This is a genomic window from Bacillus sp. CGMCC 1.16607, from assembly GCF_042683745.1.
GTDB lineage: Bacteria > Bacillota > Bacilli > Bacillales > Cytobacillaceae > Pseudoneobacillus.
Map to the genome: position 1 here is coordinate 24,188 of NZ_JBHUJX010000007.1, position 17,750 is coordinate 41,937.

At 38.0% G+C, this 17,750-nt stretch carries 18 protein-coding genes and 1 pseudogene; 1 reads left to right on the top strand and 18 read right to left on the bottom strand.

The genetic code is table 11. The annotated features are described in order from the left end of the window. Positions 1 to 5: 5 nt before the first annotated feature. From ACFSO7_RS01475 to ACFSO7_RS01560, 18 genes and pseudogenes are all read right to left on the bottom strand, one after another. Positions 6 to 1,385: an NAD(P)/FAD-dependent oxidoreductase gene (locus tag ACFSO7_RS01475; RefSeq protein WP_377874702.1), complete on the bottom strand. Its 1,380-nt coding sequence runs from the start codon at positions 1,383 to 1,385 to the stop codon at positions 6 to 8. Between the two features lie 75 nt (positions 1,386 to 1,460). Continuing rightward, the gene (locus ACFSO7_RS01480) at positions 1,461 to 1,913 is read right to left on the bottom strand and encodes a MarR family winged helix-turn-helix transcriptional regulator (RefSeq protein ID WP_377874703.1); all 453 of its coding nucleotides are present in this window, start codon (positions 1,911 to 1,913) and stop codon (positions 1,461 to 1,463) included. Between the two features lie 38 nt (positions 1,914 to 1,951). Next, positions 1,952 to 3,079, bottom strand: coding sequence for an NAD(P)-binding domain-containing protein (locus ACFSO7_RS01485; protein WP_377874705.1), 1,128 nt, complete (start codon positions 3,077 to 3,079; stop codon positions 1,952 to 1,954). 216 nt (positions 3,080 to 3,295) lie between these two features. Beyond that, entirely contained in the window at positions 3,296 to 3,961 is a 666-nt protein-coding gene (gene wrbA, locus ACFSO7_RS01490; protein ID WP_377874707.1) for an NAD(P)H:quinone oxidoreductase, read from the bottom strand. 74 nt (positions 3,962 to 4,035) lie between these two features. Beyond that, complete coding sequence (locus ACFSO7_RS01495) at positions 4,036 to 4,638, bottom strand: alpha/beta hydrolase (protein ID WP_377874709.1); 603 nt, start codon at positions 4,636 to 4,638, stop codon at positions 4,036 to 4,038. Continuing rightward, positions 4,638 to 5,582 (bottom strand): ring-cleaving dioxygenase, encoded by a 945-nt coding sequence (locus tag ACFSO7_RS01500; RefSeq protein ID WP_377874710.1) that lies wholly within the window; start codon positions 5,580 to 5,582, stop codon positions 4,638 to 4,640. The genes ACFSO7_RS01495 and ACFSO7_RS01500 overlap by 1 nt, the downstream gene beginning before the upstream one ends. Positions 5,583 to 5,598: 16 nt before the next feature. Next, positions 5,599 to 6,207, bottom strand: a complete 609-nt coding sequence (locus ACFSO7_RS01505; RefSeq protein ID WP_377874712.1) for a flavin reductase family protein — start codon at positions 6,205 to 6,207, stop codon at positions 5,599 to 5,601. A gap of 4 nt (positions 6,208 to 6,211) precedes the next feature. Beyond that, the gene (locus ACFSO7_RS01510) at positions 6,212 to 7,156 is read right to left on the bottom strand and encodes a ring-cleaving dioxygenase (RefSeq protein ID WP_377874713.1); all 945 of its coding nucleotides are present in this window, start codon (positions 7,154 to 7,156) and stop codon (positions 6,212 to 6,214) included. A gap of 30 nt (positions 7,157 to 7,186) precedes the next feature. Next, positions 7,187 to 7,807 carry a nitroreductase family protein gene (locus ACFSO7_RS01515; protein WP_377874715.1) on the bottom strand — a complete coding sequence of 207 codons (621 nt, stop codon included), beginning with the start codon at positions 7,805 to 7,807 and terminating at the stop codon, positions 7,187 to 7,189. Positions 7,808 to 8,037: 230 nt separating this feature from the next. Continuing rightward, a pseudogene (locus ACFSO7_RS01520) lies at positions 8,038 to 8,124 on the bottom strand (ArsB/NhaD family transporter); the annotation flags it as partial. Between the two features lie 362 nt (positions 8,125 to 8,486). Continuing rightward, on the bottom strand, positions 8,487 to 8,963 hold the full coding sequence (locus ACFSO7_RS01525; RefSeq protein WP_377874717.1) for a hypothetical protein: 477 nt from the start codon (positions 8,961 to 8,963) through the stop codon (positions 8,487 to 8,489). A 526-nt stretch (positions 8,964 to 9,489) separates the two neighbouring features. After that, positions 9,490 to 10,683, bottom strand: a complete 1,194-nt coding sequence (locus ACFSO7_RS01530; RefSeq protein WP_377875073.1) for a PDZ domain-containing protein — start codon at positions 10,681 to 10,683, stop codon at positions 9,490 to 9,492. Positions 10,684 to 10,922: 239 nt separating this feature from the next. Further along, positions 10,923 to 12,392, bottom strand: a complete 1,470-nt coding sequence (locus ACFSO7_RS01535) for a S41 family peptidase (protein WP_377874718.1) — start codon at positions 12,390 to 12,392, stop codon at positions 10,923 to 10,925. Positions 12,393 to 12,635: 243 nt separating this feature from the next. Continuing rightward, a complete protein-coding gene (locus tag ACFSO7_RS01540) occupies positions 12,636 to 13,892 on the bottom strand; it encodes a murein hydrolase activator EnvC family protein (RefSeq protein WP_377874719.1) in 1,257 nt (418 codons plus the stop codon). A 100-nt stretch (positions 13,893 to 13,992) separates the two neighbouring features. Continuing rightward, on the bottom strand, positions 13,993 to 14,886 hold the full coding sequence (gene ftsX / locus ACFSO7_RS01545; protein ID WP_377874720.1) for a permease-like cell division protein FtsX: 894 nt from the start codon (positions 14,884 to 14,886) through the stop codon (positions 13,993 to 13,995). Further along, complete coding sequence (ftsE, locus tag ACFSO7_RS01550) at positions 14,876 to 15,562, bottom strand: cell division ATP-binding protein FtsE (protein ID WP_377874722.1); 687 nt, start codon at positions 15,560 to 15,562, stop codon at positions 14,876 to 14,878. Before ftsE ends, ftsX begins: the two co-directional genes overlap by 11 nt. Before the next feature lie 315 nt (positions 15,563 to 15,877). Continuing rightward, positions 15,878 to 16,195 carry a cytochrome c551 gene (gene cccB / locus ACFSO7_RS01555; RefSeq protein WP_377874723.1) on the bottom strand — a complete coding sequence of 106 codons (318 nt, stop codon included), beginning with the start codon at positions 16,193 to 16,195 and terminating at the stop codon, positions 15,878 to 15,880. A 50-nt stretch (positions 16,196 to 16,245) separates the two neighbouring features. Further along, complete coding sequence (locus ACFSO7_RS01560; RefSeq protein WP_377874724.1) at positions 16,246 to 17,115, bottom strand: YitT family protein; 870 nt, start codon at positions 17,113 to 17,115, stop codon at positions 16,246 to 16,248. A gap of 268 nt (positions 17,116 to 17,383) precedes the next feature. Here ACFSO7_RS01560 and ACFSO7_RS01565 point away from each other — a divergent pair, with 268 nt between their 5' ends. Next, on the top strand, positions 17,384 to 17,665 hold the full coding sequence (locus ACFSO7_RS01565; protein ID WP_377874726.1) for a hypothetical protein: 282 nt from the start codon (positions 17,384 to 17,386) through the stop codon (positions 17,663 to 17,665). Positions 17,666 to 17,750 lie beyond the last annotated feature (85 nt).

The window sequence follows — 17,750 nt, forward strand, 5'->3', positions numbered from 1 at the left end:
CTTCATTATCCACAACAAGAATGACTTTTCACTTCTAATTTAACAGAAATTGGGCTATTACAACAAGAAATTGCATTTGAATCTTGGACAGGACTTTCATCACAACAGCTAGTAATGATATTCGTACTACAAACTCCTGTTTCCGGTAACTCTAAATGCACTTCTTTTGCTCCTTGGAAATCTCCGGTTAAATAGGCGACGATGGATCTTATTTGCTCATAGCCTGTTGCTAATAAAAATGTCGGCGCTCTTCCGTAACTTTTCATCCCAACTATATATAACCCTTTTTCAGGTTGTCTTAACGTCTCTTCACCATGTGGTCGAACAGTGCCACAACTATGAATATTCGGATCTATCAAAGGTGCAAGAGCTTCTACACTTTCAACAGCACTGTCTAGATTCAATCGAACCTCATTCAAGAAAGAGGTATCAGGTCTAAACCCCGTGCTTACAATGATTTCATCGATTTCACGAATAATCTGTTCTTCTCCATTGAACTCACCTTTTACCACGATGGCTTCACCTGATGATATTACCTCACTAATATAGAAGGGTGTAATGACGTTGATCATATCAGACTCAACTAACTTTTGAATTCGAATTCCTAGTTCCCCACGTGCTGGTAGGCCATCTCTTTCTTGTCCTCCGTAAACCGCTGAAACTTGAGTCTTTCTTAATACCCAATGGATAATGGTACTGTTATGCTTTTCCTTTAATTTTGCTAATTCAAGTATGGCATTGATAGCTGAATGTCCACTACCTATAACCATGACCGTCTTGTTCCCATATTTTGCTTCTAAATCCCCTAGAACATTGGGAATACCGTAATGGATTTTGTCTTTTAAATTTCTTTCTGCTTTTGTCCATAACCCATTGGAAAGCATGGGATTAGGATTTTTCCATGTTCCTGAAGCATCAATTACAGCTTTAGCTTCGTATACCTTTGTTTCTTCATCGGTTTCAACGTAAATTTGAAAAGGTCGATCTTCTCTCTTTCTCGTTTTTAATTTATCTAGTCCTTTTTTTGCAACACCGACTACCTTCGCATTCAATACGATGTTTTCTTGAATTTCAGGTAGTTGGCTTAGTGGAAATAAATATTTGTTTACAAGCTCTTTTCCATTTGGGATTTCATCTGGATTGGGTGCGACCCAGTCAGTCTGTTCTAGTAAAACCTTTGCACTTTTATCCATATTGTATTGCCAAGGAGAAAACATTCGAACATGTCCCCATTCTAATATGCTAGAGCCGATTGTCTCGCCGGACTCAAATAGGACAAACTTCTCTCCTTTTATTACTAAATGAGCAGCCGCAGCCAATCCGACAGGTCCTCCACCGATGATAGCGATTGGCAATGAACTATTATTACTTTCATTTAATTTCATTATTTACACTCCTCTACTAATATTTTTTCCATTGCCTTTCGAATGATTAGATCACCCATCTGTTTCTCCCCCTGTTTAACACTTACTCCCATTTTCCGTTTTACATCCGATCGTCGTCGTTCGATTCATGACCTCTGCTAATAACTGAATGGACCTTGCAACAGTTTCTCTTTCAAAATCAGACATTCCATTAAAAATGTCTTTAATAAATTCATTTACCTGACAATCTATATCACAGGCTACATTTTTTCCTAATTCGGTTAACATTAGGATGGTGACCCTTTTATCTTCAGGAGATGGAACCTTTTCGACTAATTCCATTTTAACTAGTGTTTGAATTTGCCTACTGAAAGTAGTAATGTCGATACCCAATAACTCAGCTACTTGTTGCATGGATGGATGATTATTTGAATCAATTTCATAAAGGATATGGCTTTGGATGACAGACAAGTCAATTCCATCCACAGAGCAGCAAGTTTTATTCAGTAACCCGAATTTACGAATGATTGTTTGAAAATGTTCTCTCATTTGATGTCCTCCAATTTTGTACTTTCATATTCACTATTTTACACAGTTATAGCTTCACCCTTCTTTACAATGGAAGGAATAATCGAAAATGATGTTTTTCTTAATCCTAGAATAAATCTAAACGTTGGTCCATGACTATGAGAGGATAAAGGTCCTGCAAAGTATAATCCTGGTACGTTTGATTCAAAGGATTCGTTTAGTTTTGGAAATTGAGAGTAATCTTCTTCACGTTCAATTTTCATTAATAATGATTGATCAAAGAATGGTACTTTATCAATGTTTATATGAAAACCAGTAGCAGCAATAATATGGTTGACGATTTTTTCCGTTCCATTTGAAAGTACTAAACGAATTTCGTTTTTATTTATTTGTTCCATTTTCTCAATTGCCACTCCAGCATTTTGCGGAACAATCCCCTCCACATATGGTTTTAAGAAATGGGCAACACTTCCTGCTGACTGGCCCCAGCCTTGTTTTTTCTCTTCTAAAGGAAGCTGATAAAAAATGTCTCCTACATCACGCAGGGTAATTTCATTCTCTCTGCTTCCTGCGTAATTAGGCCCTTCTTTTCGGTAAACTAATTCGACATCCGCACCATCTCGATGCAGTAAGCCTGCTGCTTCCCATGCGCTTTGGCCGCTTCCAAGAACAACTACTTTTTTGCCTTTAAACTGAGAAAAACTTGTATAACCTGACGTGTGTGAAACAAGATGTTCCGGGAATTCCTTTAAGAAATTCGGAAGATACTTATAATGCTCTACCCCAGTTGCCACAATGATATTTTTTGTTGTAAAAGTTGCCCCATTTTCTGAAGTCACCTCGTAAAACTCTTCTTTGTGCACAACCTTTGTCACTAATTCAGGAGTAAACTCTATTCCTGCCCTTTTAGCGAACCAGCTTGCATACTCAACAAAGATGGGTCTTGGAAGGGGCGTAACTAATTCCTTACCTGTTTCTTTAGAAAACTGTTGAACCGTTAATTCATCCTTTGAGTCTGAGAAACTAACAAACTCGTGTGGAGTTCGAATGAACATATCCTGCGGCATTTGATTTTTCCAAAAGTCCATTGGATACCCGAATAATTTGTACTTAAGATTATTTGCTACTGCATGAGCTCCTAAAGAAATTCCGAATGGACCTGAACCAATAATAATGACATCTAACATCGTGAACATCCCCTTATTAATTGTAAATTACAACTTAAATTTTATTTTAATTATTTATCCAGTTGATTATATACATAATTTATACCATTTATATTTGTAAATTACAAGTAATTAAATTTACTTTTTTATCTAATTTTTTTATTTTTCCTCCAAAAAGGCTAAAAAAAAGCAGATACCCGACTATTTTAAGTCGAGTATCTGCTTTGTGATCATGAATTATTGATTCGCTTTTTTCACCCATTCAGCTACTGTAACCGTACGTTTTGCTTGATGTTTAACAGCGGCTTCTACATCTTCAATCATTTTCCCATCTTGACCAATGGTTACACTTGTCCCATAAGGATTACCCCCTGATCCAAATATAACAGGATCTGTATACCCAGGAGCAACTACAATGGCACCCCAATGGTACATCGTAGTATAAAGAGAGAGAATCGTTGCTTCTTGACCACCATGAGAATTTTGTGCAGAGGTCATCGCACTTACAGCCTTATTAGCTAGCTTCCCGTTAAACCATAAACCACCTGTTGTATCTAGGAATTGTTTCATTTGCGATGGCATATTTCCAAATCGAGTTGGTACGCTGAAAATAATCGCATCTGCCCATTCTAGATCCTCTAGTTTCACTTCTGGAACATTACTTGTAGCCTCCACATGAGCTTTCCATGCGGCATTTCCTTCTATTGCCGATTGTGGAGCAAGTTCAGGTACTTTTAAAACTTTCACTTCAGCCCCTAATTCTTTCGCTCCTTCTTCAGCCCACTTTGATAATTGATAATTTGTTCCACCCATACTGTAATAAATGACTGCTAATTTTACATTTGTCATTTTTTCAATCTCCTCGTTTGACGAATTTCCAAATAGTTTGGACAAGAAGCCCATTACTACACCACCTATTATTTCTTATTTCACATTTAAAATACATTTATCCATTTCCAGTAAATGCTTCATTCGGGTTATAACTTCCGATACCAATGTGCTGCAGCTTCTACTTCTTCCATCGTCAATTGATGACCTCGATTTTCCCAATGAAGTTCCACATTTGCATTCGCCTTATCTAATAATGACTGAAGCTCTGTCGATTCCATTGGTGAGCAAATAGGATCATTCGTCCCAGCTGCAATAAACACAGACTTTCCAGTCAAATCCGGAAGATTGATTCCCCTTCTCGGTACCATAGGATGATGAAGAATCGCGCCTTTTAAAGCATTTTTATAATGAAATAATAAACTTGCTGCGATATTCGCTCCATTGGAATAACCAATGGCAATGATATTATTTCGGTCAAACTCATACTTTTCTGCTGCTTCATCAAGAAACTCATTTAATTCTTTTGTACGGAACACAAGATCCTCTTCATCAAATACACCTTCTGCCAATCTACGAAAGAATCGTGGCATTCCATTTTCAAGGACATTCCCACGAACACTTAAAACAGATGCTTCCTCATCAATTCTTCCCGCTAGAGGTAATAGATCTAATTCATTACCACCTGTTCCATGCAGTAATAGTAAAGTTGGTTTTGATAAATCTTTTCCTTTATTAAAAATGTGTTTCATTACTTATCTTCCTCCAGAACACGAACTTCTACATTCGGTAATGTTTCTTCTAATTTTACTCTATTTGATTCTAACCATGTCGGTAACATTAATTTTTCACCCAGTTCATTGATGGGTTCATCCACCGTAAACCCTGGTGGGTCGGTTGCGATTTCGAAGAGGATTCCCCCTTCTTCATGGAAATAGATAGCTTTGAAATAATTTCGATCACGAACTTCTGTTGGATAATATCCTTTTTCATGAAGAAGCGCTCTCCATTTAAGAAGATCTTCTTCATCCTTTGCTCTAAATGCTATATGATGAACAGTTCCAGCTCCCATTAACCCTCGAACAGAAGGAGTTAATTTAATATCGATCGTATTTCCAAGAGAAGCCTCTGATTTAAATCTTAGGAATCCTTCTTTATCACCAACACATTCTAGTCCTAAAACGTTTTCGAGCACATCCGCCGTTTTATTTGGCTGAGCCGAAATTAATGTCGCTCCACCGAATCCTTTTATCGCATTCTCTGACTCAATTCCTCCAAAAGTCCATTGATTCAAAGGACCTCCTTGTCTTTCTACCAGTTCAAGTTCGAGGCCGTCTGGATCATTAAATGTCAAATATTTTTCTCCAAACCGCACAGAGGAACGATATTCAATGCTAAATTGCTGTAATCGATTTTCCCAAAATTCCGCCTGGCCAGTTGGTATCATATAGCTAGTTGTGCCGACCTGAGCTGTTCCGATTCGTCCTTTAAGCTGCTTAGCCCAAGGGAAAAAAGTAATCACTGATCCTGGTTGGCCCGATTCATTTCCAAAATAAAGATGATAAACTTCAGGTCGATCGAAATTGATTGTTTTCTTAACAAGTCTTAAACCAAGTACACCTGAATAAAAGTCAATATTTCTTTGGGCATCGTTAACCATCGCCGTTATATGATGTATACCTGCGGATTTTTGCAAGTGGATCCCCTCCGGTTTAATTTGGTCGTTCAATTGAAAAAATCTCACCTATTTTGGCATAATTTGTACCTGCTAATCGGCTAACAGCTGCCAGTCTACTTGGATCAATTCTTCCATTTTCATATATATCATTATCAATATGGAATTGAATGACCTTTCCAATAATCAAATCACACCCTGGAGATTCCAAACCTCCCAATTCTAATGAATGTTCTAAAATACATTCCATTCTAATTTTTGCTTCTTTAACCCCTGGGACGGCAACTTTTACACTATCAACTGGAGTTAATTTTGCTAATTCGATCTCACTTTGATCAGGAGGAATACTTGCAGCTGTCATATTTATTTTTTCAACATTCTGTTCATCGACAATATGAACAACAAATTCTGTTGATTCGATAATATTCCTTGCTGTATCCTTCTGTCTCCCCGCTGCACGTTGTATCGATAAAGAAATCAGCGGAGGATTGGAGGAAACGATATTAAAATAACTAAACGGTGCTCCATTTAAAACGCCTTCTTTAGATAAGGTTGTCACGAATGCAATGGGTCTTGGAATAATACTTCCAATTAATAATTTGTAATTCTCTCTTTCCGTATTTGAACTAGGATCAATTGAAAGCATTAAATCATTCCTTTTCGAGTTCTCTCACTTTTATCGGCATTAATCTACGTTCAAGCTGTTCTCGATATTGTTCATACTGGTTAGGTAGCATTAACTGCTCTCCCATTGTCTCTTGCGATTCATCATGGGCAAATCCTGGAGGATCCGTGGCAATTTCAAAGAGAATTTCTCCATGCTCTCTGAAGTAGATGGCATTAAAATAATTTCGATCTTGGACTGGTGTAACACCATATCCGTTCTCTGCCACATACTTTTGCCAATCCAATTGATCCTGATCATCTATCGCTCTCCACGCTATATGGTGGACTGTACCGACACCCATTGTCCCTCGGCCAGTTGGAGTCAATTTTAGATCGATGATATTTCCGATGTCAGCGGATGACTGGAATCGAATAAATTCTCCTTCTTTACCTATTAATTCAAGTCCCATTACCTTTTCTAACAGCTCAGCTGTTTTGTTTGGCTGAGCAGATAATAGGGTGGCTCCACCGAAACCTTTGATCGCTACTTCAGGCGTAACCCCTCCAAATGTCCATGTATTGACTTCGCCTTCTTCTCGTTCAACAATCTCCAAATGAAGTCCATGTGGATCATCAAATGCTAAATACTGCTCACCAAAACGCTCCATTTTAGTAAAAGATATACTAAACTTCTCTAGTCTATTTTCCCAAAATCCAAAAGCACCTTTGGGAACAACATAAGAAGTCACCCCAACTTGCCCGTCTCCTATTTTCCCTTGATACGCATCAGCCCACGGAAAGAAAGTGATTATTGTTCCTGGTTTGCCACCTTCATTACCAAAGTACAAATGATACGTACCTGGATCATCAAAATTGACTGTTTGTTTCACTAAACGCAAACCTAAAACGCCTGCATAGAAATCTACATTCTCCTGCGGATGACCGACAATTGCTGTAATATGGTGAATACCCATTGTCTTTTTACTCATGTTTTTCACTCCTTAAATATTTTTTCAAATTTAGATATATGTTACGAATTCGTTTACTGGCTTACGATACCCACGCGGTTTTCTACTTTGTACTTTTTCTTTCCCTAAAGTAATCATTAATACTACTTCGTATTGCTCATCTATGTTTAAAATATCTTTAATAGCCTCGGTATCAAATCCAATCATTGGACAAGTATCCCAACCTTTTTCCTTAGCTGCTAACATAAATAGCATCGCTGATAAGGAAGCATTTCGAATTGCTTCGTCTTTTTGAAATGCTTCTCCTCTTGATTCATAAAATGAAACCGTATCCTCAACCATTTGATCGTATTCTTGTTTGTTAACGATTCCTAGCATCTGTAAACCTTCGTATATTTTAGATGCCTGTTGAAAAGCTTTTTTATCTCCCAAAACAAGGATAACTGCTGATGCACTGGATACTTTATATTGTCCGTTTGCAGCCACTCTTAATTTCTCTTTCATACTAGGATCAATAACTACTGCATATTTGGAATGCTGAAGGTTAAAAGCAGATGGTCCCAGTTTAACCAATTCAAAGATTTCATTGAGCTCTTCTTTTTTTATCGAATATTCTGGTAGGAAATTACTTGCAGATCGTCTTTCTTTTATCAATTGGATAAAATCAGTCATCGTTGTACATCCTTTTACATTAAAATTTTTCCTATCGAATGATTAATAAACCCACATTCATCCTGTTTATTTCATTCTCAATACTTTTGATTATCTCGAATTCGAGATAATTATTTAAAAAAATTTATTTTCTTCATTTCTTCAAAAATGAGGTTAGCCTCACTTGCAAATTGTTCTTAATTTAAATATCTTGAATATGAGATAATGATACTACCTCAGCATTTTTATGTCAATAGGGTAGCTAAAAAACCTATTAGTGTAATCTTTGGTCCTAAATCAGAACAGATTACATTGGCATAAATGAGTGCCTCACGAAGCCATGCTATTAAATGATGTGAATGACCTTTTTCTTATTGTTGTTTAAAATAAAGTTTGATCAAAAACCCCTTATAATCCTATTTTCTCGGTAAATAAATTTATTCATTTTAAAAATAATGATCAAAATGGATTCTGCTTCCATAGATTTAAGTTTGATTTTTATAAAAAATTTGATCATCTTCTACCTATGCTGTTCAACAAGCGCGCCCGATTGTTGAAGATCAGTGTGAAGATGGCCCGCGCTTATTGAACTTTGGCACCCGTCAGTTTAAGTGAAACCCTTCACAATCTTCTTCTATAGCTTAATATAACTCCAACCCCTAATAAGTTTTATAAGGGGGCATAAACAACATTACTTCTTCTAATATTTCTTTACCTCTTTTACAATAGTTCGTTCCACTAATAATTGATAAATATAAATAACGATTGCTGTTACAACTGACAATATGTAAAAATGTTTTGGTCGCATTTTCTTGAATTCGAATACTCCAATTTTTGTAAAAAATTTTGCTATAGGGAATGCGAGAACATAATCTAGTACAACATTTAATGTTATGTACTTAATAAAGCTACCGTACGTTAATTTAAATACCCAAATAGTGGTTATAAAAAATAAACCTAAAAGGTATGAGAAATCTAAACGATAATTTGGAAATAAAGCATTTTTTACTTTCCACCACTTACGGCTATCAGCAATTTCACTTAACAAACTAAAGATATAACCAATAAAAGTTGCTACTGGAAGAAAGCGAACAAAAGAATTTTTCCCTAGCAATGGAGTAGTTAACCAAGGAATAACTAATGTATTAAATGATAAAGCCTTTCTTTTATTAATCATAGTTGCCTCCACAAGATACAATTTATCATTTAATATTCCCTTTTGTTCAGAAGTTTTATTCCACTAAATGCCCGATTGTCGAACAAGAAAAAAATCCTGTATATCAACACAAGATTTTTAATCAAACTCAATTATAAATTATCAACCTTTTTCAAATAATCAAACTTTGTTTTAAATGATCGATCTTTTTTTAAAACTACACTTGTCATTCGTTTCTCCGATATACCTCTTTTTCGAATTAATAGTTACTTTGATTTTTTTGTATGATTATTTTCTAAATCAAAGTAATCGAATAAATTAAAATCACTATTATTAAAAGGATTTTCAAATAAGGACGTTTACTTAAATTAATTTTTTGATAAGCATATTGAAAATCTACTTCAATTAAACTAACTTTACCGCTCTTAATAGCAAAAACGGCATGTTTTCATTATTTTGTCGTGATGGAATTAATAATTTCATTTCATTAACCCTTTCAATAAACACTAAAAAAGAGCCTAAAGGCTCATTTTTGAAAATCACAAATTTATACAACTTCTGTCTCCCACTTATTCTCATCCACAACGAATAATACACCAAGTTCATGATGTTCCCCTTCGTATAATGCGCGCTGAACGAAACGGATCTGACCATAAACATCAATAACCTCGAGCTTGCAGTGAGCTCGGTTTCGCTGCAACGCTTCGTAGAATTCAGATTCATTGTACACGACGGTACCATTTACTTTTGTTATTAATTCCCCTACTTGCAACGCCATTTTATGTGCTGGCGAGTCAGGGAGAATGCCTAATATCATCACACCTTGATTTTTTTTAGAGAAATAAAAGGGCATACTTTCTTCGGATAAGCGTTGGCGTAATGTTAATGTTTCACGGCCAATCATCGCTAGTGCAACCACGATTATGGTAGCGACGGGAATCCAGTACCCGATGGTAGCCAATAGTAGAGTGAAAACTCCCAGTGTCGTCACTCGTTTTCCAAGTAGCTGTATGGCTTCTTTCGGTAATTGAGCTTGAACTTGCTGATGGAAACCAATCGCAAATGGAACTAGTAATAGAGAATAATTGTCACCACCAATAGAGAACATTGGCCACCAATCAAATGGTAGAGAGAGGGTTCCTTCTGGTATAAGCAAAAACAGCGGCACAGCCCATAGTCGTTTTGCTTCGTGAATACCAACCCATTGGCCTCGTTTACTTTTTACTAGCTTTGGTGAAGTAGCGACCGAGCCATTTCGAATGATTAGAATGCCCTCAACGATAAGTAAGAGAGCTAATAGGATGCCAATGGCAGGGTAAATTTTTTCATCAAGGCTTGTAAAGGTTTTTGAAAATAACGGGATCGGCAGCGTCTGTCCCGCTGCAAAAATCATGGCAAAAAAAGTGGCGCCGACAATGTAAACGGGCGATATCAATCGAACTTTGGTCGTTACACTCCATAAAAACGTAAAGAGAGTGAATAGTAGAACTGCACCAAGTGGAATCACGAGTCCTGCAGCAATCCCTATGATAGACGTTACTAGACCAAGTACGATTCCTAATGGAAGAAGCTGGCGAAGTTCAAAATAAGCATCCTGAATTCGTATATGAAAGTTTCTTCTCTCCCGCTTCACCCGAAGAACCCCAAGAACACCAGCTAGAAAAAATAAATAATAAAACAATGGATTCCCGAATAATTTACCAGTCCCTCTTAACAACTCCCAAAGCCAATCCTGCACCATGTCCATCCGATCCACCTTCTTTCAATCATAAAATAATCTATTAAAACGTTATTTATTTAGTCTATTGAATCTATTAAACCTATTTTACCAAATATATAGAAACTAAGCATCACCTTTAAATAATCCAAATGCAAAAAGAGTACGTAAAAAAGATTAATCCTTTAACGCATCACCGTACCGGGGGTCAGACCCCCGATGCGTGAACGCGTTAAAGCGCTGGGGGACTGACCCCCAACGCTTTAGTGTGTTGCAGTGGTTGTTGCGGCTAGTTTTAGGGCGGTTTGCAGTTGGAGGTCGTTTTGGTCTTTGCGCATTTCCTTTACGACTTCTGCTTCCAAGGCCGCGGCTGTTTGTTTGTCGATTTTTCCAGTTGTTTCTAACCCTGATTGATTTTGAAAGGCTTTGACGGAAAGTTCTGTGCGACTGTTAAAGTAGCCGTCTGTGCGTCCTGGTTCATACCCTAATCCCTTTAAAATAATCTGTGCATTTTTCACTTGCTCATTGTTCATATCAAGCACTAAAGGCTTTTCAACCTGTAACGGGTGCGTCTGATAGAGCTCTGGCTGCTTCACTTCGATATCTGGCTTGATTCCCTTCTTATGAATCCAATTCCCGTCAGGCGTTAACCATTTCATTAACGTCAGCTTGATATTGCTGCCATCCCCCATATCCATCGCCTGCTGAACGGTTCCTTTTCCAAACGTCGTTTCACCAATAATAGGATAATGCTCTGCCTCTTTTAACGCCCCTGCTAAAATTTCTGAAGCAGAGGCACTTCCTTTATCGACTAAAACGACAACTGGATAGTCCTTCTTTTTCTTCAATGTGGAGAAAAAGCGCTTTTTCTTACCATCCCGTGTTTCTGTTTGAACATATGGTTTTTCATCAGTGACTAGCTCGCGTAAAATCTCTTGTACACTAGATAAAAATCCTCCTGGATTTCCACGTACATCAATGACTAGCCCTTCAATACCATCCTTCTCCAAACCGCTAAGCTGTTTCTTAAAATCTTTCGCTGTATCCTCTGCAAACGAGCTAATCTCCATGTACCCAACCTTTTCTCCGCTATCCTTCTTCACATCGGAATGAACGGTTTCTAGCGGAATCTCATCACGCTTTATGTTCACTGTGATTGGATCCTTTAATCCTTCTCGTAAAATTTCCAGCTTCACCATCGTCCCTTTTTTCCCCTTGATTTTCAAGGTTGTCTCCATCAAACCCAGTCCTTCAACAGAGGAATCATCTACTTTAAGAATCTGGTCTTTCGGCCTAATCCCTGCCTTTTCAGCAGGTGAATTTTTAAAAGGAGAGACAATAATGATTTTGCCATCGTTTTCACTCACTTCCGCTCCTATTCCTTCAAACGAAGATTCGAGCGATTGATTGAATTGGGCTGCGGTTTCTTTATTCATGTAGACGGAATATGGATCTTCTAATGTCGTCAGCATTCCTTGAATGGCGCCTTCAATTAGCTTCTTATTGTCCACTTTTTCCACATATTGCTGCCGAATCAGCTCATAGGCTTGCTCGACTTTTTTCAAATCAGTGGAGTTCATCCCATTTGATGCCGATGATCCGGGTAGCTTCATCAGCTGTTGCTCAAGCTCAGATTGAGAAGCACGATCCCACCATTTCATCCCGGCGTAGGTTCCACCAGCACCAGTTATGAGTGAACCCGTCATGAGTATTGCCAACCATTTTCGGTTCATAGTTTATCCCCCTAATCTATTGCCACTAATCGCTGTTCAATTCGCCAACTCGTTACTTATTTTTTTTGGAAAAATGCCACTCCAAACGTGAATAGCTTTGGTTATTAACTTATATGATTCTTCTGGACGAGTTATTCTTACTTAGTGATCTACAATCCTTTTAAGAAAAAGAAAAACGAAAGAATCTATGAAAAGACTCTTTCGTTTTTTAAGCTTTGGTTGGGCCTAAGCTTACTATGGTCCTTACATCGAAATATAATTCAATGGGTTGACGGCATTGGATTTAGCGTCATTCCATGGACCTTTGTGAATCTCGAAATGTAAATGTTGGCCTGTTGAATAACCAGTGTTACCCATTACGCCAATTTGTTGCCCTTTCGAAACGACAGCACCTGTTCCAACAATCCTACTACTCATATGAGCGTACACGGTTGTGTAGATTTGTCCATTGATCGAGTGGGAGATAAAGATCGCATTACCATAGCTACGAGAATAGTAGGACTTAATAACAACGCCATCTGCCGCAGCCACAATTGGCACATCAGATCGATTCGCAATATCAATTCCGAAATGATTTTCTCCCCAACGATGTCCGAAACCAGAAGAGAAACGTCCATTTGCAGGTTTCATGAAACTCCCATCCGTGACAGGTGGAGTGGAATCGGTGCTTCCTCCATTTTTCGCTGCTTCTTGACGCTGTCTTTCTAGTTCAGCTAAACGTGCCTTTTCTAATTCAATCGCTTTCTTAATAGCTAATTCCTGAGCGGCTAATAATTCATTTCGCTCCTGTTTATTTAAAACTAATTCATGCATTTCGTGCTCTTGCATTTTAAGTGATGCCATTAATTTATCTTTATCTGCTTTTTGTGCATTTAATTTTACCTTCATTGATTCTAAGTCTTTAAGCATCTTTTCCAAATTAGCAAGCTTTGTTTCTACTTCTGTTTTCTTTTTCTCAAGAAGTTCTTTATCTTCGGTATGCTTTCGTAAAATATCTTGGTCAGCCTCAACAATTGTTGCAACGGCGCTCACACGGTCAATAAAGTCGCCAAAGGATTTCGCCCCCATCAACACGTCTATGTAACTAACCATTCCTCCTGTTTCCTGGAAGTTTCGAGCACGGTCTTTTAGAAGTTCATTCCGCTTGGCAATACGTTCTTCTAATTCTTTAATTTCAATTTTTAATTGTTCAATTTCTTTGTTTGTATCTTCAATCTGTTTATTTTTTTCACGAATTTTATCCTCTGTGTCATTGACAGCTAAATCCAGTCGCTTAATCTCGTCACGAACCTTTGATTGTTCCCCTTGTAGGCGGTCGATTTCATCGTTTGCTTTATCAATTTCAGATTCCAAATCATTTCGCTCGTTCGTGATTTGATTTTTCTGACCTTTTAAGTCTGACAGTTTACTAGCAAATGCTTTGTCCAAAGGAGTACCCGCTAGTAAACTACCAATACCGATCATCACGGCAATTAGTAGTATATTTAATGGTCGTTTCAAATTCGATTTCTCCTTTCCACTTTCCGAGAGTTGTACAGGTAAATCGTGGTTGGTTTGGCTTGTCCAAGTAAGGAGCAGGGTAACCTACTCCCTTACTGTTTTATATCTTCAAAAACTTTCTTACTGACATTAAGCTTCCCCATACGCCAATCAAAGCACCCATTAATACGAGCAATCCTGAAACTTGATATATAAACGGATCAAAGGCTAGAAGCTGGATAAAATGTCCTTTTAGCTTTGGTGCCATATAGTCGTATGCATAATAGTAGGTTGATGAAACTAAGATAATTGGCAAAACTGAGCCGAGAATACCAAGCCATAAGCCCTCTAGGAAAAATGGCCAGCGAATAAAGGCATTCGTTGCCCCTACTAATCTCATAATCTGAATTTCTCGTCTTCTAGCGACAATCGTTATTTTAATAGTGTTGGAAATGAGGAACATTGCGGTAAATAACAATCCAATGATCAAAGCAATCCCAACATTTCGGCTGGCACTAAAGAATTTAAATAGCTTCTCCACCGATCCTTGACCATATTTTACTTTTGATGCGTATTCTAATTTTTCAATCTGCTTGGCCACCTTCATCGTGTCGGTAGGCTCTTTTGTTTTCACAATGAAGACATCATTAAGCGGATTTTCCTGTTCTATCAGCTTAAATGCCTTTCCCTCTTCACCCATACTTTTAATCAAATTATTGAGCTCGGTTTCTTTAGAGGAAAATACAATCGACTTCACTTCAGGAATATGATCAATCTTTTGCTTCAACGCTTCCTGATCCGTTTTGTTTGCCGCTGTGTCAATATGAACACGAATAACAACGTCTTCTTCAATATTTTTAGCTACTTGATTTAAATTCATCATAATCACGAAAAAGACTCCGACTAAGATAAGTGTGACAGTTACGGAGCTAATGGATGCAAAGGACATCCAGCCGTTACGGGCTAAGCTTTTTAAACTTTCTTTCGTATGACGGCCAATGGTTCTAATTTTCATAGCCGTAATCACCTCTTTGTTCGTCACGAACAATTCTTCCGCCTTCAATGGCTATGACACGGTGTCTGATCGTGTTGACGATTTCTCGGTTGTGGGTGGCCATGACGACCGTTGTCCCTCTTGTGTTGATTTCTTCAAAAATATTCATGATTTCCCATGAAGTCTCTGGGTCCAAATTCCCAGTCGGCTCATCGGCAATGACGACCTTTGGAGAATTAACAATTGAACGGGCAATCGAAATCCGTTGCTGTTCTCCCCCAGAAAGCTCGGTTGGAAATACTCTTGCTTTATGCTTTAAATTAACTAGATCAAGAGTTTCCATGACGGCTCTCTTAATATACTTTGGATTTTCTTCAGTTACTTCTAAGGTAAATGCTACGTTTTCATAAACGGTTAGTTTCGGAAGTAATTTAAAGTCCTGGAAGACGACCCCTATATTTCGGCGAAGTAAAGGGACCTTTTTGGGACGTAGTTTCGAGAGATTGACACCATTAATGATAATATTTCCTGATGTTGGTACTTCCTCACGGTACATCATTTTTATAAAGGTCGATTTACCAGCACCACTAGGGCCAACGACATACACGAATTCACCTTGCTTAATATGAACATCAATCCCGTTAACAGCTCGGACACCGTTAGGGTATTGTTTATAAACATCCTGCATTTCTATCATTTATAATCACCTTATGGGTATTAAGTATTTTTGTTTCGACAATTTTTTCATTTATCATCATAACATGCCGACGTTTTTTTGGCACAAGACCATTATAACATCATAAACTGACAAAATACCCGCCAAAAATATTACAGTTTCTTTTCAAAAAAGTCGAAAACTGGTAAAACCCTCCTACACCACCAATAACATGGCACAAAAATAGGTCCTTTAGCACTTTAAAGAGCCGGGGGACTGACCCCCAGCCCTTTAAAGCGCTAAAGACATTATTTAAATAAAAAGCGCTTTGCGAGGATGCAAAGCGCTTTGTTTCTATTATTTTTTTGATGCAAGCCATTCAGCTACGGCAGATGCTTCGTCACCTTTAATCAGGCCACCAGGCATGCCGCCTTTACCGTTTAAGATGATGTCTTCAATTTCGTCTTTTGAGTAGCGAGATCCGACATCACTGATTTTCGGAGCTCCGCCTCCGCCATTTAGACCTTCACCATGGCAAGATGAGCATTTTTGCGCAGTGATTTTTTCAGCGTCGATTGTATCTCCGCCACCTGTAGCTTCGTCATCACCGCCGCCCCCGCATGCAGCTAAAACTAAACCTGTTCCCATTAATAATGCTAGAAGTTTCTTTTTCACGATAATCCCCCTAAGATATATTTGGTATATCACCCCATATTATACCAATGTTATGCGCGTTTGAAACCCTCTCCTAGCACCTCGGAGGCGTCCATAACGATGATAAATGCAGTCGGATCAATGGTTTTCACTAATTGTTTCAATTTTGTGAACTCAGTTTGATCAACGACGCACATTAATATGGGTCTTTCGTGGTCGGTGTAACCACCATATGCTGATAGTTTTGTCACACCACGGTCAATTTTATTCAAAATTCCTTCTTGAATTTCTGCTTGTTGATTAGAAATAATTAAGAAAGCTTTTGATCTTTTGAACCCGACCTGTATCAGGTCAATAGTTTTTGTGGTGACATAGAGCGCGATTAGGGCGTAAAGGCCTCTCTCAATGTCAAAAACGATCGCAGCTGTTAGTACGATGAGCCCGTCAATTAAAGCGACACAAGTTCCTAAAGTGAAGCCAGTGTACTTATTAATAATTTGGGCGGCTAAATCAGTTCCACCTGTCGAAGCTTTTCCGCGAAAAACAAGACCAAGTCCCAGCCCCACTCCTATTCCTCCAAAAAGGGCGCCTAGAAGTGGCTCCATGGTCCAAGGTTCAAGTGATTTTGTTAAAAAAACAAAAAACGGTAGAAATATCGTTCCTACTAATGTCTTAATCCCAAACTGCTTTCCAAGGAGGATAACCCCAGCAATAAATAAAGGAATATTAAAAGCCCATTGGACAAAAGCAGGCTCCCAGCCTAAGACGGCATCTAAAATGGTACTAATCCCACTAACACCACCTGAAGCAATGCGATTAGGTAATAGAAATACATTGAATACAGTACCGATGATGGCAGAGCCTATTAATATGTATAAGTATTCGGTAATCCACTCCAGTTTCGGAGGAAAAAGTGAGTCAGATCCTCGTTTTCGTTTCATATTGTCGTCCCCTTATTTAGTCGGCTCACCATAGATTAAGTTTTACCAAAATCATTGTTCCGCCGCTATTTTTCATTTTTCACCGAAAGTGAGTATAGCACGGGGCTGTAAGTGTGTAAATAACAATGGACTAACGTGTTAAAGGGTTGAAACAGTATTTTTGTTTGGGTTTAGGATGTGTTGGGTAAGAGGAATTTATCCACAATAATGCAATGGTGACTAAATAGCTTGTATGATATAATTTTTTTCTGAAGGGGAGGTGGAAAAATTGGAAAAACTACTGAACGAATTAATGATGCAAATGAACCGAGGATTTACAAAAATTGATCAAAGATTTGACCATCTTGAAGGAAAAATAGATAAAATTGAAACACGTATGGATGGAATAGAAGGGCGATTTGATGTCCTTGAAGGAAGATTTGATCATTTAGAAATTAAATTGGATGACCACGCTACTGAGTTTCGTAATTATTTTAAATATATTGGGGATCGACTTGATATTCATCAATCGAACTTTATTATTATCGATGATAAGTTGAAGCGTCATTAACCTCAGTTTCCTCGGGATTAACCTCATGGCAAAGCAAAATTAAATCTCAATAAGAAACCTTTGCCGTCATCACTAGGCAAAGGTT

Coding starts and splice junctions, on each gene's coding strand:
- ACFSO7_RS01535 (WP_377874718.1), bottom strand. CDS start 12,392: ATGAACCGAAAATGGTTGGCAATACTCATGACGGGTTCACTCATAACT.
- ACFSO7_RS01495 (WP_377874709.1), bottom strand. CDS start 4,638: ATGAAACACATTTTTAATAAAGGAAAAGATTTATCAAAACCAACTTTA.
- ACFSO7_RS01510 (WP_377874713.1), bottom strand. CDS start 7,156: ATGAGTAAAAAGACAATGGGTATTCACCATATTACAGCAATTGTCGGT.
- ACFSO7_RS01525 (WP_377874717.1), bottom strand. CDS start 8,963: ATGATTAATAAAAGAAAGGCTTTATCATTTAATACATTAGTTATTCCT.
- ACFSO7_RS01530 (WP_377875073.1), bottom strand. CDS start 10,683: ATGGTGCAGGATTGGCTTTGGGAGTTGTTAAGAGGGACTGGTAAATTA.
- ACFSO7_RS01485 (WP_377874705.1), bottom strand. CDS start 3,079: ATGTTAGATGTCATTATTATTGGTTCAGGTCCATTCGGAATTTCTTTA.
- ACFSO7_RS01475 (WP_377874702.1), bottom strand. CDS start 1,385: ATGAAATTAAATGAAAGTAATAATAGTTCATTGCCAATCGCTATCATC.
- ftsE (WP_377874722.1), bottom strand. CDS start 15,562: ATGATAGAAATGCAGGATGTTTATAAACAATACCCTAACGGTGTCCGA.
- ACFSO7_RS01505 (WP_377874712.1), bottom strand. CDS start 6,207: ATGCTTTCAATTGATCCTAGTTCAAATACGGAAAGAGAGAATTACAAA.
- ACFSO7_RS01515 (WP_377874715.1), bottom strand. CDS start 7,807: ATGACTGATTTTATCCAATTGATAAAAGAAAGACGATCTGCAAGTAAT.
- ftsX (WP_377874720.1), bottom strand. CDS start 14,886: ATGAAAATTAGAACCATTGGCCGTCATACGAAAGAAAGTTTAAAAAGC.
- wrbA (WP_377874707.1), bottom strand. CDS start 3,961: ATGGGCTTCTTGTCCAAACTATTTGGAAATTCGTCAAACGAGGAGATT.
- ACFSO7_RS01480 (WP_377874703.1), bottom strand. CDS start 1,913: ATGAGAGAACATTTTCAAACAATCATTCGTAAATTCGGGTTACTGAAT.
- ACFSO7_RS01560 (WP_377874724.1), bottom strand. CDS start 17,115: ATGAAACGAAAACGAGGATCTGACTCACTTTTTCCTCCGAAACTGGAG.